The sequence below is a fragment of the Pedobacter lusitanus genome (genome assembly GCF_040026395.1).
Lineage (GTDB): Bacteria > Bacteroidota > Bacteroidia > Sphingobacteriales > Sphingobacteriaceae > Pedobacter > Pedobacter lusitanus.
The window spans coordinates 5,784,541-5,799,568 of sequence record NZ_CP157278.1 but is presented as its reverse complement, the minus strand read 5'-3'; the positions used below and the strand labels follow the sequence as shown (position 1 = coordinate 5,799,568).

The following is a 15,028-nucleotide window of genomic DNA, read 5'->3' as shown; positions in this document are numbered from 1 at the left end:
TAAATTTAAAGAAAACCTTAATATGGATTTCCCACTCGTTTCTTGTATTATGCCTACAGCAAACAGGCAGATATTTATTCCTTATGCTATTGATTATTTTCTGCACCAGGATTACCCCAACGCAGAACTTATTATTATTGATGATGGTATGCATTCTGTGGCTTCGTTAATTCCAAAACACCGACGTATCCGCTATTATTATTTTCGTCCTATTGGTAGTATTGGCGCAATAAGAAACCTGGCTTGCGAAACTGCTTCCGGGGATATTATTATTCACTGGGATGATGATGACTGGTATGCTCAGGACTGGATAAGTCACCAGGTTAACGCACTGATTAAATCCGGAGCTGACATTACTGGGTTAAGCAATGTAAACTACTTTTCTACCCTGGTAAATAAACGATGGTGTTATAAAAATAAAGAGAACAATATATCATGGGTTTATGGCGGAACACTAGCTTACTGGAAATCCTTCTGGAAAAAACATAAATTCAACTCCCTGCAACTAGGAGAAGATAATAACTTTATCTCAACTTCAAAAGCTAATGTATACCCTCATAATTACACAGAGGGTTATCTTGGCATAATCCACAGATATAATTTATCAGCAGAGATTTATGAAGATCCTAAAGATAAGCTTCAATTAGAAAAATGGCTGCGGAAAATTGAAACTCCTGAAGAATGTGGACAGCACTCTATTTTATCTACCAGCTCTGATCTTCCTCTGGTAAGCTGCATAATGCCTACTGCTAACCGCAAACAATTTATTCCTTCAGCAATTGAAAATTATCTGAAGCAGGACTATATGAATACAGAACTGATTATCATTGACGATGGAGAGGAATCGGTTAAAGACCTGATTCCCGATAATCCCCGCATTCATTATTTCTATTTTTCACCACTCGGTCCAATAGGTACGAAACGTAATATTGCCTGCGAAATAGCTAATGGAGAATTAATAACACATTGGGATGATGATGACTGGTATGCTCAGGATTGGATTTCGCATCAGGTTCAAGCACTAATTAGTTCAAATGCAGATATTTGCGGAATAAATCAGGTACAATTCTTTTCGCCCGCTCTCAATAGCTACTGGATGACCAAAAATAGTAATTCAAAAAGACCATGGTTAACCGGAGCCAGTCTGATTTATAGAAAGTCATTTTGGGAAAAACATCCTTTTAAAAATCTTCAGATTGGTGAAGATGACGACTACGTAAGAAATTCAGGAGGAAAAATTCATGCACATGACTATTTCCAGGGATTCATTGCTACGTTACATCCTAATAATACCAGCATAAAATTTTTTGAAGACCCAAAAGACAAAGCTAAAATCAACTAATAATCTTCTCATCAGAATTAACCCTGAAAATTTGTTTTATGCTAAATGCTTTTATTTTTTCACAATACCATTTAGTAGAAAAAAACGAGATTATAATCGTACGTATTTATACTTGTTTTTTAAACTAACTACCTTAAATATAAAGATTTATGTAAATTAGCCGCACTGATTTTCACATTTATATAAATGTATAGAATTGGTTTTTACACCTTTGAAATAAACCAAATATATCCACCCCATTTGTATAAACTGAGCTTATGAAATTCAGATTAGTCATTGTTATATGTATAATCTTTTGCAAAATAAACCAGACTGCAGGTCAGACAACATTACAGATTAATAATCAATTACTAAAAAGTTCCTGGCCAGCTTTCTGGATTACTTCTCCCAACTCACAACAACGTGAGTATGGGGTATATCATTTTCGAAAAGTCTTTCTCCTCCCTACATCAGGCATACCAAAATCTTTTTTAATCCATGTAACTGCAGATAACCGTTACCGTTTATTTGTAAATGGGAAACCAATCTATTCAGGTCCTGCGCATGGTGACCTGTTTAACTGGTTTTATGAAACCATCGATATCGCTGCTTATTTGAAAGAAGGTAAAAACACAATTGCGGCTTTAGTATGGAACATGGGAAATATTGCACCTGTTGCACAAGTATCTAATCAAACAGCTTTTCTTTTGCAGGGTGACTCTGCAGCTGAACAAATGGTTAACACCGATGCGAGCTGGAAAGTAGAAAAAAGTAAAGCTTATACACCGTGTTCTTTGGATAATAGAGAAAGACTAAAAGCATATATGGTTGTTGGCCCGGGAGATCAGTTAGACGGCAGGCAATTACTATGGAACTGGGAAACAACAACATATGATGATTCATCATGGAATACTGCGGAGGAAATCACTCATCCTGAACCAGTAGGCTACGGAACTGATAACAGATGGACTTTAGCGCCAAGAAATATTCCATTATTCACAGAAAATCTACTTCGCTTCCCAATTATGCGGCGCGCCACCGGCATAAAGGTAAATCAGGAATTTCTAACAGGTAAAAGAACATTAAAAATCCCTGCCAATCAAAAGGTAAGTATTTTACTGGATCAAAAATTCATGACAGCGGGATATCCGGAATTGATGGTTTCCGGAGGAAAAGGGTCAAAAATTAAACTCACCTATGCGGAGGCTTTATTTAATAAACAGGGAGAAAAAGGAAACCGAAATGAAATAGACGACAAAGAAATCAGAGGAAATTATGATGTTTTTATACCGGATGGAGATAATCACCGAAAATTCAGGCCTTTATGGATCAGGGCTTACCGCTATCTGCAGCTGGATATCACAACTACAGATGAACCCTTAGCGCTGAATGATATATATAGTATGAAAACCGGATATCCTCTTGCAATGAATGCTGCATTTTCCAGTAACGATCCCTCACTTCAGGAAATATGGAAGGTTGGCTGGCGAACGGCGCAGCTCTGTGCTGGTGATATGTATTATGATACGCCTTACTATGAGCAATTGCAATATACAGGAGATAGTCGCATCCAATCACTAATTTCCTTATATACCTCAGGTGATGACCGTCTTATGCGAAAAGCTATTCTGGATTTTTATCACTCCCGTACTCCAGAAGGGCTTACCCAGGGCCGTTATCCCAGCAATAGATTACAAATTATTCCTACATTCTCTTTATTCTGGATCTCAATGATTCATGATTATTGGATGCACCGTCACGATGATGCTTTCGTAAAGCAATTTCTCCCTGCCATTCATGAGATTACAGAGTGGTTTCGTGGACGTATTGATCAAAAGAAAAAGATGCTTGGGCCATTAACGTGGTGGAATTTTGTAGACTGGGACAATTTCAATGACTGGGGTACAGCCCCGGGTTCGGACACAGGAAACTCTTCAATTATAACTTTACAATATGCTTATACACTCAATCAGTCTGCAGAATTATTCAGAGCTTTTGATCTTCCGGAACAAGCCAACGCTCAGGAAATGCTGGCATTTGAATTAAATAATCATACATATTGGTATTGTTATAATCAGGCAAATGGATTAATTGCTGATACACCGGAGCAAAAGTCATATAGTCAGCATGCTGCAATATGGGCGGTATTAAGTGGTGCTGTATCCTTATCAGAATCTCAGATCTTAATGCAAAAGATTCTTGAAGATAAATCAATAGGTCAGGTAACATTTTTTTACCGTTTCTATCTGACACAAGCATTAAAGAAAGCCGAAATGGCCGACCATTATTATCAACAGCTTACTCCATGGCGGAATATGCTTAACCTGGGACTAACAACTTTCGCTGAAAAGCCGGAACCCACACGATCTGATTGTCATGCCTGGAGTGCAAGTCCGAGTTACGATTTTCTTGCTACAATCTGTGGTATTATGCCTCAGGCGCCCGGATTCAGTAAAGTCTTGATTAAGCCTGCATTAGGTAATTTAGTTGAAGCAACAGGCTCCATCCCTATTCCAGCTGGAATGGTATCTGTAATCTTAAAACGAAACGGGAAAAATGGAATATTTGCAGAAATAGTTATTCCCGGGAAAACTACTGGAGTATTTAATTGGAAAGGGAAAGAAATAAGACTACATGAAGGAAAACAAACTATAAAAATTTAAAAAAACCAGCTTATGCGATTAATTAATCTATCGGTTCCCACCGTACAATCTCTGACCAGATATCATACCAGACTTCATCGTCCACCCTGAAAATATCTTCGTCTGCAACATAAACACCTTCATGCCATATACCATATAATTCTTCCATTACAACCTGAAATCTTACACGTTGTTTATCTGCAGGCAGACTCTTGTGATCTAGTTTAATTTCCATATACTAAATATTAAAATCAAAATTATCCGGGGTAAAAAAAGATATTTACGAAAGTAAGAACCACTTGGTTTTTATGATATACATTTTTTTTACTACCTCGAGTTATTAACATTCTATTGGTCTTAAGGTTCCATTAGATTTAACTATCAGGATAGCACACATACAGAATCCATACAAGAAACGATGTATAGCTAAGGAGAATTCAATACATAAAATTGCTTTTCTTCAGGGAAATTAATCCAGATTAAAACAAATTAACCATTTGACAACTAAATAATTACAATAAACAAACTTAACAACAAACGCAATTGACAGGCCAAAATGAACTGTTAAAATTCACGAAAGTAATTAGTTATAATATGCTTTCTTCAAAATTCCAAATTATTAATGACAGACAAAAAAATCACGTATAAAAGAAATGGAATAAAATTAAGTAACATTAATCACGATGTGTCAAATGACACATCACTTATATGTGTATAAATGAAAGATTTTTTCCATACAGAATTGCTTAATATTTTTGAAAAAATCAGATTAATAAGGTTCTAAGCAATGTTTTGAGTATAAAGAGAATATAAAGTTCTTAATTGATAGATAATTGTTAATACATTTATTTTTATAATAATTAAAGTAAATGATATTTTTCGTATTTTGTTGATTATTAACCTATACCATCGAATATGCATTACAAACTACTGGTTCCTACTTAAGAATAAAATATTGAGTTATTTTATAATTGATTTGCGTTGATGCCAGATCCTAACAAAATGCAGATCAGATTTACAGACTAATTAATAATTCGTGTCATTTTTAAATTATAATATGAAATGGAAAATAAGGAATTGTTCAGACTGCTAGCTGGAAAGAATTCTTTGCGTTTAGAGTTAGAATTAAAACTCAACGACATGATTAAGAGGGAGTATTATGCCAAAAGTCAGATTATTTTAAAACCTGGTCAAATCCCTAACCGGGCATGGTTTATCGAAAAAGGGTCTGCAATGGGCTTTGTCTTTAAAGAAGAGAAAAAAGTGCCTTTTTGGTTCTGGAATGAGAATGATATCATGGTTCCGCTTAATAGCTTCTTCAACCAGATTCCCTCCGAAACTTATATTGAATTGTTAGAGCCCAGTATTCTTCTGTCCATCTCATTTGAGGACGTACAGGAAATATTAATAGGTTTTCCTGAATCAAATGATTACGTGCGAAAAATCATGCAGGATTATCAAAAAATGAGCGAAAAGAGAATACTTGAATTTGCTGCATATACGCCTGAAGAACATTACCTGCATTTAATGAGAGATTGCCCGGCTATTTTCAGAAAAGCATCAGTAGAAAGTATTGCAGCATATCTTGGCATTTCCAGAAAAACTCTTAACCGCATCAGATCCAGAACCAGGAGATTTTAGATTCAGCAGTTTAGCCGTTCCCCCTCTTAATTCTAAATTATTTTATCAGCTGGTAATTTCCGGCCTTTCAGAGCTGTACCCTTTACTGTAGGGTTGCAGCTTTTTTTATAGCGAAAATCTATTCCTTTTGGGACATTTGTCCCTTTTTTTCAGCAAAAAGCCTCCGTAAATTGCTCTTATCAAACAAGATAATTAACAACTCCATTAATTGCAGACTGACAAAAATATGTCTTTACACGTCTTTCCCTAGAATGACTATTTCGTTCAGTGCTGCAATTAATTGATTTAAACTTAATGCAGAAAACTATGAACCCACATCCATTTATTATCATTATTACTGGTTTGCTCGTTTTGTTATGGGCTTATGCATCTTTTTCCAAAATCTTTAATATGCATAAGTTTCAGCATGCACTGATGACGCAGGTATTTCCACGCTGGGTTGGAAAAATCCTGACTTATGTGTTACCGTTGACTGAACTTGCATTTATTGGGCTTCTTGTTATCCCACAGACAAGATTGATAGGAATGTATTCATCTCTGTTCATGATGACAATTTTCACACTGTATGTTGGTGGTGCAGTTTTTCAGATCTATGAGCGTTATCCATGCGCATGTGGCGGATTATTTGCCAGAATGGGGTGGTATAAACATTTCAAAGTTAATATAGTTCTTACACTGATAGCTCTTGCTGGAGTAATATTAATGGAATCATAAAAATTAACCATTCATCTCTTCCAGTCTTTCTTTGAGTAGATGCAAGCGATATATAAAAACTTCGGTAGATTTCAAATCACCTTTTAACTTTACATAACTTAAATGCGATTCAAGAAAAAGTGGCAGATCTTTCACAACAACTCCTTGTTCCAGTACAATCTGTTCAGGCAGAGTTATTCCGGTAAAATAGGCTTCTAATTCTTCTATTGACATGCTGCGAAGTTAAAATAAATATCTAAAAAAAACAGCCTTCACTTATTTGCAAAGGCTGTTTTTTTTTAGATAGCCACTGATTACTAGAAACCCTGCTCATCGGCACTTGGTCCGTAACTACCAGGAATAGGTACATCGAGTAAACGCAAATAAACACCTAACTGAGCACGATGGTGAACGATTTGGCTCATAGAATGACGAATAACTTCACCTTTTGTTTTTGACATCAGGACCTGATCACCATTTCTTAGTGTCCAGTTTAGCTGCAAATCTTCTTCTTTCCCATTTTCCAAAGATGTTTTTGCACCCTCCAGAGCTTTTTCAAAGATTTCCAACAAGTCTGAATTGGAATTCCATACAGGTGACTGATAAGGATAATCTGCAAAATTTAATCCATCAGTATTGAAAGTCATGCTGATCCAATCAGGTAGTTCGGCAATATGTCCTGCAAGCTTCTTGATAGACATACTTTTTTCATGAGGCTGCCAGTCATGTTTGTCGGCCGGAATACGCTCCAGCATCTTACGGGTGACTGCTGATTCTTCAATTAATTCTTTTAATAAATTTTGAATGGTTGACATAATATTCGTTTTTGTTTGTTAAACCAAAGAAACGAATGGCAGGTGACAACCCTATGTCAACAGTATTATCTGCTGACCAGATTTTTTTCTATACCAGAGAAAATATTCTTAACCTGATCTAATAATACTTCCGGCTGCAGGACAAAAGCATGATCCGCAAAAGTGATAAACCAACGGGCAAAACCTTCTATAGAATTAGTGAGAAATTGCATTTCTACACAATCAGGGAGGTGGTTTTCCGATACAAACCCATGGTAATACTTTTGTTGTCCAAGATATGGATACGCATTTTTATCTACCTTAATAGTTACTTCCACCAGTTTGACTTCCCTGAACATATCATGTAAATAACTTTTAAGTGATGGATGACGGTCAGGATATAGTTCTGATAGCGTAGTGATTTCTGTAATCCTGTCAAACCGAAAATCTCTGTATGCTTTTCTTTCTCTGCAATAAGCAATCAGATGCCAGTAATTATCAAGATAAAACACACCAACTGGTTCAATTTGTCTGAGTGTATGCTCCTGCCTGTAATAGGCAAAATAATTCAGCTGCAATACATTCCTCACTGCAATAGCATTCAAAATCGTTTGCAGAGGATTTTTATCCGCCCTAAGTTCGGGTGTGTGGCTCGATTTCAGGAATTCAATTTTGTCATCGAGATTCTCCAGATGATCTTTATCAGCACTTTTCAGTACTGCTCTGATCTTATAAAGTGCGCTGCTATAAGAGTTACTATTTGCAGTATCTGTCAAACCTATAACTAATTTTTCTGCAGTAATGAACGCCGTTGCTTCTTCACGGGTAAACATGATTGGAGGTAACCTGTAGCCATCAGTCAAAGAGTATCCAACTCCTGCCTCACCTATTATTGGTATGCCTGCTTCTTCAAGTGACCTGATATCTCTGTACACAGTTCTCAAACTAATTTCAAAACGCTCAGCAATGTCCTGGGCTCTGACTGTTCTGCGTGATTGCAATTGAATGAGTATAGCAGAGAGACGGTCTATTCGGTTCATAGTCCAAATCTACCTATCTTTTCGCAATTGTTCCAGTCTTGATTTCTGTTCAGCAATCCGACTGGCAAGAAGGTCATGCTTTTCTTTTGTATGTCCTTCATTTTCTCCTTTGCTGGTATTATACTCCTGGTGATTATTTGCCCATCGGGACAATTGATCTTCTCTGAGCGCAACAAGTTTTGCAGGTGCTGGCTTAATAAAGCTCTCATCATCTACATCTGTACGGTTAATATGCTTTGTTAACGGACTTAATACTGTATCAACTGGTTTCTCCAAATCTTCCCAGACATGAGCTATCAATAAGAATTTGCCGTTGGGAATATTCGCAGATACACTATCCAGATAATCAGAAATTCCTTCCGCTCTGATAGTATCACCTACAGAACCAGCCACCATACCCGCCCCTATACCTACAAGAAAACCAAGTGGTCCGGCAAGTAATCCAATCAATCCACCGATTATCCCGCCTCCTATCGCACTATAGCCCTCCGCCTCATCTTTAGCAGAACGAATAGCAGTATTTCCACTTTTATCCTTACTTAGTACAAAAGACTCCCCCAGAGAAATATCCTGTGATTCATCCAGTTGTTCTATCGCCTGCATTGCCTGTAGTGCCTCTGATTCCGTATTGAACAGCGCCTGAATTATTTTTTCCATAATAAATAGTTTATTTTATTCCTACATATATTATAAAAGCAATCAGGAATCTGTTTTGTTTTGCAAAAAGGGTGGATTATATAGGGTAATAGTCTTTTAATATAATTTTTTTGAGCGCCGTAAACACGATTATTAAATTTATATCATGAGATACTTAGCTATTAATATCAACTACAAACTGGATCAGGATTGGTACTGCAGATTAGGATCTGTTGTGGATTGCCATGAATATTTTAACAGCCTTGGTCCTGGACATGGCCCGGGCATTGCCATCTATGATACTGAAATAGGACAATACATGTGGCTTGAAGAAACGTACACCGACGACAACCCTCGATTGAGTGAGATCATAGCAAATGCATTGAAGTCAGTAAAAGTAAAATAACTGTCTTTATCTAAATGGACAATTATCACAACGTTTGCCTTTTTTATACTTCTCACAACATTCTTTTTTCTTTTTAGACTTAGAATGCTTTTTGTCTTTATGTTTTTTCTTATCCGACATACACTATCTTACAAACCTCACGAAGAAGAAGAATATAAGATACAAATTTACAATTAATTACTGAAATGATTTCAGACAAGTTTAATACTATTAAACCATTTCTCATAGATCGAATCATAAACGCCATTTTTCCTTAATAAAGCCAATGTTTCGTTTATCTGATGTTTAAGTGTAAGATCCCCCTTTTTCATTGCTATAGCATATTCTGATTCTGTTCCGGGCATAAACATACCTATTTCCAGATTTTTGTGTTTTGCCAGAAAACCGCCAACAATAGGTGAATCATCTATCAAAACATCTATTTTATGAGCAAGCAGTTTTTTATATAATTCGTCATTCGTATCTGTGTGAACTGTTACATTAGCTGGAAATTGCGCCATAACGTATTTTTCAGCTTCCGTAGCAGTCCGGATACCAATCTTTTTATTAGTAAAATCACTTAAATCAGTCAGATTATTGCCTTTATTAATAACTGCACATAATTGGAATTGCAGGTAAGGTTTACTGAACTCCAGAATCATTTGTCTGGAAGTGGTCATGGTGACCGCAGAGCAGATCATATCAAGCTCTCCTTTATATAGTTTTTCGAGGATAGTTTTCCATAATGAAACCTCATATTGCAATTCAAGGTTCAAAACTTCAGCAACGGCTTGAATCATGTCTACCTCAAATCCTTCAAAAACAGATGAATTATAATCGCTGTGTAAAGGAAAAGGGGCCGCAGAATCCAGTCCTATCTTCAATATTTGTTTCATAATAAATAATTTCAATTCTCAGGACAGCATCTTCGCTTCTATCCTTTCTTTTATTCATTTTTTTCAATGAATTTTAGCAGTCTACATCAACCGACTATTTTATTCTGACAATTTTAGTTAATTTTAAGGGGCTTTTTCAATAATTTACAATATAAATATTTCATTTGACGATCAGAAAATTATGATCATCAGAAAACACTGAGTAATAACAGAGTTACACTAACAGCAAATAACGTACTGAGAAAATTTACCCAGTCATTATCAAGAAAATGACGTCGCTCCAGGGTTGCTCCCATCACAGAATCCGAAAAATTACCAGCAAAACCAGCAAAAATCAGAATCAATAAGTGACTATATGTTAAAGTAAAAGCAGCATAAAGCATCGAAATCAGTCCGGCTCCTGCAATACCTATCAGCGTTCCCTCCAGACTTATTACTCCATCTAAACCCTTCGCTTCTCTTTTCCAGGTCAGACAATTATAAAACCTTTTACCGTATAACACACCCAACTCAGATGATAACGTATCTGCAGTGCACGAGGCAAAACCTGCCGCTACAAGCAAAAGTAAGACCTGTTCATATTCAGGAAAAATTATAGCCAGAAATGAAAGTAATGTTGCAACTCCTGCATTAGCCAGTACCTGCCCTGGTTTCCTTTGAACTGAGTCGCCGGTTTTGTCCAGTTGCTCTTTTACCTTCCTTCCCCAGGCAGTTACCATGGTCCCCAGTACAAAAAACACAGTCAGTAAAGCCAATCCCACATAACCAGTGCCCAGGTAAATAATTATTCCACATATAACTCCAGTAATCGCTGCCGCTACAGTTAGTTTTTTGGTATAGACACTGATGTAACCACCTGCGGCAAGTAAAATGATAACCAGAAGTACTTTCAACTGAATGAACATGATTAAAAGTAATGAAATTTATGAGACAGCTTTGACAAGATTGAATTTATTCTTTGTAATTTTAAAAAATATATGTTTCGTTATTTTCTCTCTGCCTCATTATTTTTTCTGAGTACTTCGTGTGCATTATTTGCGCAAGAAAAAGCGGCTTTAAAAGACACTGTGGCACAGCAGGATGTAAATGATATTTTTAAAATACTCTTCAAAAAAAACAAAAAAGCAGATACAGTTCTAAAAAAAAACAATAGTCTGGCATTACTGCCTACTATTGGCTATACCCCAAGTACGGGCTTTATGTTCGGTGCGGAAGTTACTAATACAAGAGTATTTGGTGACCCGAATACAACAACATTATCAATATTTGATGTTTTTGCTGCGATGTCTACCAATCAGCTTGTTTTTATACAACTCAAGCATAATGTTTATTCTGATGCTAATAAATGGAATGTTGAGGGAAGTTGGGAGCTGGGAAAAACTGTAGTACTTGACCATGGCATCGGCACAGGCAAAGATGATCCGGGTGTATCACCAATAAAGTATACTTATATCAAACTATACGAAAATGTGTACAGAAAGATATTTGATAATTTTTACGCCGGTGCAGGAATTGCCTTTAATTATTATACGAATATTGATGATGAAAAACATGATGCGATAAACTCGAAAACACGTAATCATTTTTATAGCGTTAAAAATGGTTTTCCCACATTCGGCTATGCAGCAAGTGGCTTACTGCTCAATCTTCAGTACGATACAAGAGATCAGCCTTTCAGAGCGTATAAAGGACTATATGCCAATGTAACACTCAGGTCAAACAGGAAGTGGCTTGGCAGTGATCATAATGCAACACAGATAAAAACTGAGTTTAGAAAATACTTTTCACTTTCCAGGAAAAACCCTGAACATGTACTTGCCTACTGGTTATGGGGTTCGTACTTATTAAAAGGTGCTATACCATATCTGGAATTACCAGGAACCGGTAGTGATATTAATCAACGCATGGGCAGGGGCTATACAATTGCCCGTTTTAAAGGTCCTTCCTATTTTTACAATGAATTAGAGTATAGATTTCCAATCACTGCAAATAAGCTGATTAGCGGAGTCACTTTCTTTAATATGCAAACAGCAAACAATCAACGTAATATTCAATTATTCAAATATTGGGAGGCAGGCGGAGGAGCCGGACTACGGATATTATTCAATAAACATACCAGGACTAATTTGTGTCTGGACTACGGATTTGGTAATGGATCAAATGGGGTGTTTGTTGGTATCAATGAGGCATTCTAGAATTCAAACTGTACCCTTGCTCTTACACCATATTTAGAAATACCAGGGTTTTGTAAATAGTTGAATCGTCTGACTAAATCCAAACGAACAACTTTAAAAATATTCCCGATTCCCACACTTCCCTCAATATATGGTAATTTACCCAGAGAATAGGTTGTTTTCACTCCATCTCCATTGACCGGGAATTGTAGCAGAGCAGGATCCTGATTTGGATCATTCTCTTTTCTTAAACCACCATATAATCCTTTAAAAGTAATATACTCCCTTAATTTCAGCTTCTTAATTAAAGGTATCCTGTTTAAAATCAATCCGTTGAAATTATGATCAATATTCAGACTTACATAATGATCACTGACAAATTCCATAAAATTCATCAGATTATAGGCATAAGTCTGATAAGAATAACTCTGATTAGCTCTATGAATATCAAGTAATGGAAAAGGGACTTTACCAACTATATACCCTCCCTCTAAACGAAGATCTGAACGGCCAAACTGAGATAAATAGAATCTTTTATCAATTGTGCCCATAATATTCTGATAATTATACTGACCACTAAATAATCCTTTTACACCCACCGCATAGTTGAGGTTAAATACAGGATATTTTTCAATTAACCGCTCACGGAAAGTTTTCCCCTGGTAGAATCTTTCATGCGGAGCATAACGCAAATCCAAACTAAGCTCTGAACTTGTTACGCGGTCAGTACGAACAATCTGATTATCCTTATAACTGTCAAAAACAAGACTACCCGCAGCTGTTTGTGTCCACTTTTTAAATCCGAGATTAAAAGAAAAATGGTTACTATATTCCTGCATATATTGAACTCTGTAATAGTCACTATACAAGAACTGATTACTTTCCCCACGTTTAAATGAAGAAACAAAATTATCTTCCGGAATGATATTTTTGGCTCCATCACCGGGAATATCTACGTCCCTTTGAAAACTGGCTCTGATAAAACTCTGTGGGAAAGTGTAAATAGATTTATTATTGAAGGCATAAGCCCCGCTTAGATACCCTTTCCATCGTTCATCTTTGAACCCATAGGCAGCATAAGTATCAAAATAGAATCTTTTACTAAAATCAGTTGTCGTGCGCCCGCCAAATCTTAATCTGAATCCTTCCAGACTATTAAAACTGTAAAAAGTATAAATGGGGCCAACTTCAACAGGACCATATTTTTTGTAACCAATAAAAAGGAAAGAAGCTACATCCATCATCCGTTTAAAGGATTTCATCTTGCCCAAACTATCCATATTATGATATATTTTGACCTTTTCATTGGCCAGAGTATCCAGTCGATTCTGTGCCCAGAACTGGTCCGATCTGTTTTCTGCCTGCGGATCTACAACCATGCTCTCTCCTTTATAGAGTATATCCGGCTGCACTACATTTGTTTTATAGTCTTTAATAATAACAGTTCTTTCCCCTTTAAATCCCCTTCCTCCGTCAGCACCGACACCAAAATCCATTAACAGATGACTTTTACTCAAATGAAACTTTCCTAAAGAATCCTGTTCAAAATTAAGTTTAACCTCCAGAGCCCTGATAAAATTTATGTTTACTCCTTTTCCCGTTTTTAATAAAGCATTCTGGACAGCATATCTTCCATCCATTGTGATATAGATCTTCCCTTCAAACAGTAAGGCATTTTTGTTTCGGGGAACAAAAGAAAGTTCTATTAAAGCAGGTTTACTGGTTTTGATCGTATCCGTGATAAAAAACTTATAAAATGCAGGTGCACCATCAGCAATAGGACTTAAAAACTGACTATTGGTAAAAATAATATTGTTGTCGTAAATATTTACGTCAGCATACATTCTTTCAAAATAATTACCGATAGCATTATTATCTACCAGTCCCTGATCAAAATTCACATGCTTGTCGGCCAGTATAATTACCTTCGTTTTTTCAGGGTCTTTACGATAGTAGTTTTTAGACAATCTCTCCCGCAGATAAATAGGCATTATATTTTTGCCTCCAATTTCAGAAGAGTCCTGCTGATCGAAGAGAAACTGATATTTACGAAAGATTTTTTTGTTTTTAAATTTCTCTGAAAGATTACTGAGCGAAAACTGCATCCAGTCATATTGCTGATATTCTACATTTTTCGCACTTTCCAGTCTGTTCATCGGCTTATGCTCAATGACCTTTCTAATCAATTCAACAGCAGGATTATCCTTATTCCGATATGGAGCTTTTTTATTTGAACTGATATTTACTTCATTCAAATTCTGTGATTCTTCCTGCAACTTAATGTTCAGCACTTGTACTTTACCAGGAATTATAGGCAAATAGCGTGTTTTAAAGCCAACATATTCAACCTGTAACTGACTATAACCTTCAGTAGTACTAATAGTATATTTTCCATTAGCATCAGTTTTAGTAACTATTTTTGATCCTTTAAACAGAACAGTTACGTACGGTATAGGAGTTCTATCCTTAATATTTGTTATTACTCCTGAAATTTCAGTACTCTGGGCAGCAGCCTGGAGTGTAAAAAGGAAAATCAGTACTGTCAATACACAAAAAGACTTTTTTTGGAAATCAATCATAATTTAAAACGCCGGGCCTAAGTCTTTTTTTATTAATACTAGCGGAAATAATAGCTTAATCTGCAACGCATATTAAATTATATCATATAATATCAATTCTGTATTATACGGTAGCTCTAATTAACCAAATCTTTCTGAATTAAGATGTTAATGTATGTTAAAAAACCCAAAGATTTCCAATCTGTACATAAAATACCAAAAAATAAAAAATATATAATATGATATAA

At 36.0% G+C, this 15,028-nt stretch carries 14 protein-coding genes; 6 read left to right on the top strand and 8 right to left on the bottom strand.

Annotated elements, in window-relative coordinates; all coding sequences use genetic code 11:
• Positions 1-22 precede the first annotated feature (22 nt).
• Together PL_RS24935 and PL_RS24930 are read left to right on the top strand one after the other, a co-directional pair.
• A complete protein-coding gene (locus PL_RS24935; protein WP_082035932.1) occupies positions 23-1,342 on the top strand; it encodes a glycosyltransferase family 2 protein in 1,320 nt (439 codons plus the stop codon).
• A 257-nt stretch (positions 1,343-1,599) separates the two neighbouring features.
• Positions 1,600-3,984: a family 78 glycoside hydrolase catalytic domain gene (locus tag PL_RS24930; protein WP_041882499.1), complete on the top strand. Its 2,385-nt coding sequence runs from the start codon at positions 1,600-1,602 to the stop codon at positions 3,982-3,984.
• 22 nt (positions 3,985-4,006) lie between these two features.
• Here the strand turns inward: PL_RS24930 and PL_RS24925 are convergent, their stop codons facing one another.
• Positions 4,007-4,198, bottom strand: a complete 192-nt coding sequence (locus PL_RS24925) for a hypothetical protein (RefSeq protein WP_041882500.1) — start codon at positions 4,196-4,198, stop codon at positions 4,007-4,009.
• Positions 4,199-5,025: 827 nt separating this feature from the next.
• Between PL_RS24925 and PL_RS24920 the strand changes: the two genes are divergently transcribed.
• Both PL_RS24920 and PL_RS24915 read left to right on the top strand, forming a co-directional pair.
• Positions 5,026-5,604, top strand: coding sequence for a Crp/Fnr family transcriptional regulator (locus tag PL_RS24920; protein ID WP_041882501.1), 579 nt, complete (start codon positions 5,026-5,028; stop codon positions 5,602-5,604).
• A 294-nt stretch (positions 5,605-5,898) separates the two neighbouring features.
• On the top strand, positions 5,899-6,318 hold the full coding sequence (locus tag PL_RS24915) for a MauE/DoxX family redox-associated membrane protein (protein WP_082035933.1): 420 nt from the start codon (positions 5,899-5,901) through the stop codon (positions 6,316-6,318).
• A 3-nt stretch (positions 6,319-6,321) separates the two neighbouring features.
• Here PL_RS24915 and PL_RS24910 read toward each other — a convergent pair whose 3' ends face one another.
• The 4 genes from PL_RS24910 to PL_RS24895 form a co-directional block, all read right to left on the bottom strand.
• Entirely contained in the window at positions 6,322-6,531 is a 210-nt protein-coding gene (locus PL_RS24910) for a DUF6965 family protein (RefSeq protein WP_041882503.1), read from the bottom strand.
• Positions 6,532-6,614: 83 nt separating this feature from the next.
• On the bottom strand, positions 6,615-7,112 hold the full coding sequence (locus tag PL_RS24905) for a DinB family protein (protein WP_041882504.1): 498 nt from the start codon (positions 7,110-7,112) through the stop codon (positions 6,615-6,617).
• Between the two features lie 65 nt (positions 7,113-7,177).
• Positions 7,178-8,131 (bottom strand): helix-turn-helix transcriptional regulator, encoded by a 954-nt coding sequence (locus PL_RS24900; RefSeq protein WP_041882505.1) that lies wholly within the window; start codon positions 8,129-8,131, stop codon positions 7,178-7,180.
• A 9-nt stretch (positions 8,132-8,140) separates the two neighbouring features.
• A complete protein-coding gene (locus PL_RS24895; protein ID WP_052496306.1) occupies positions 8,141-8,788 on the bottom strand; it encodes a DUF1269 domain-containing protein in 648 nt (215 codons plus the stop codon).
• A gap of 145 nt (positions 8,789-8,933) precedes the next feature.
• Between PL_RS24895 and PL_RS24890 the strand changes: the two genes are divergently transcribed.
• A complete protein-coding gene (locus PL_RS24890; protein ID WP_041882506.1) occupies positions 8,934-9,173 on the top strand; it encodes a hypothetical protein in 240 nt (79 codons plus the stop codon).
• A gap of 191 nt (positions 9,174-9,364) precedes the next feature.
• Here the strand turns inward: PL_RS24890 and PL_RS24885 are convergent, their stop codons facing one another.
• Together PL_RS24885 and PL_RS24880 are read right to left on the bottom strand one after the other, a co-directional pair.
• Complete coding sequence (locus PL_RS24885) at positions 9,365-10,048, bottom strand: substrate-binding periplasmic protein (RefSeq protein WP_041882508.1); 684 nt, start codon at positions 10,046-10,048, stop codon at positions 9,365-9,367.
• 188 nt (positions 10,049-10,236) lie between these two features.
• Positions 10,237-10,953, bottom strand: a complete 717-nt coding sequence (locus PL_RS24880) for a DUF92 domain-containing protein (protein ID WP_041882509.1) — start codon at positions 10,951-10,953, stop codon at positions 10,237-10,239.
• 72 nt (positions 10,954-11,025) lie between these two features.
• Between PL_RS24880 and PL_RS24875 the strand changes: the two genes are divergently transcribed.
• On the top strand, positions 11,026-12,243 hold the full coding sequence (locus PL_RS24875; RefSeq protein ID WP_348620620.1) for a BamA/TamA family outer membrane protein: 1,218 nt from the start codon (positions 11,026-11,028) through the stop codon (positions 12,241-12,243).
• Here PL_RS24875 and PL_RS24870 read toward each other — a convergent pair.
• Entirely contained in the window at positions 12,240-14,801 is a 2,562-nt protein-coding gene (locus PL_RS24870) for a DUF5686 and carboxypeptidase-like regulatory domain-containing protein (RefSeq protein ID WP_041882510.1), read from the bottom strand. The two genes, PL_RS24875 and PL_RS24870, sit on opposite strands and share 4 nt — an antisense overlap.
• Positions 14,802-15,028 lie beyond the last annotated feature (227 nt).

Excerpts from the sequence above, each read along its gene's own strand:
- PL_RS24935 (WP_082035932.1), top strand. The coding sequence starts at position 23 with ATGGATTTCCCACTCGTTTCTTGTATTATGCCTACAGCAAACAGGCAG.
- PL_RS24905 (WP_041882504.1), bottom strand. The coding sequence starts at position 7,112 with ATGTCAACCATTCAAAATTTATTAAAAGAATTAATTGAAGAATCAGCA.
- PL_RS24890 (WP_041882506.1), top strand. The coding sequence starts at position 8,934 with ATGAGATACTTAGCTATTAATATCAACTACAAACTGGATCAGGATTGG.
- PL_RS24875 (WP_348620620.1), top strand. The coding sequence starts at position 11,026 with ATGTTTCGTTATTTTCTCTCTGCCTCATTATTTTTTCTGAGTACTTCG.
- PL_RS24915 (WP_082035933.1), top strand. The coding sequence starts at position 5,899 with ATGCAGAAAACTATGAACCCACATCCATTTATTATCATTATTACTGGT.
- PL_RS24910 (WP_041882503.1), bottom strand. The coding sequence starts at position 6,531 with ATGTCAATAGAAGAATTAGAAGCCTATTTTACCGGAATAACTCTGCCT.
- PL_RS24920 (WP_041882501.1), top strand. The coding sequence starts at position 5,026 with ATGGAAAATAAGGAATTGTTCAGACTGCTAGCTGGAAAGAATTCTTTG.
- PL_RS24895 (WP_052496306.1), bottom strand. The coding sequence starts at position 8,788 with ATGGAAAAAATAATTCAGGCGCTGTTCAATACGGAATCAGAGGCACTA.
- PL_RS24885 (WP_041882508.1), bottom strand. The coding sequence starts at position 10,048 with ATGAAACAAATATTGAAGATAGGACTGGATTCTGCGGCCCCTTTTCCT.
- PL_RS24900 (WP_041882505.1), bottom strand. The coding sequence starts at position 8,131 with ATGAACCGAATAGACCGTCTCTCTGCTATACTCATTCAATTGCAATCA.
- PL_RS24870 (WP_041882510.1), bottom strand. The coding sequence starts at position 14,801 with ATGATTGATTTCCAAAAAAAGTCTTTTTGTGTATTGACAGTACTGATT.
- PL_RS24930 (WP_041882499.1), top strand. The coding sequence starts at position 1,600 with ATGAAATTCAGATTAGTCATTGTTATATGTATAATCTTTTGCAAAATA.
- PL_RS24880 (WP_041882509.1), bottom strand. The coding sequence starts at position 10,953 with ATGTTCATTCAGTTGAAAGTACTTCTGGTTATCATTTTACTTGCCGCA.
- PL_RS24925 (WP_041882500.1), bottom strand. The coding sequence starts at position 4,198 with ATGGAAATTAAACTAGATCACAAGAGTCTGCCTGCAGATAAACAACGT.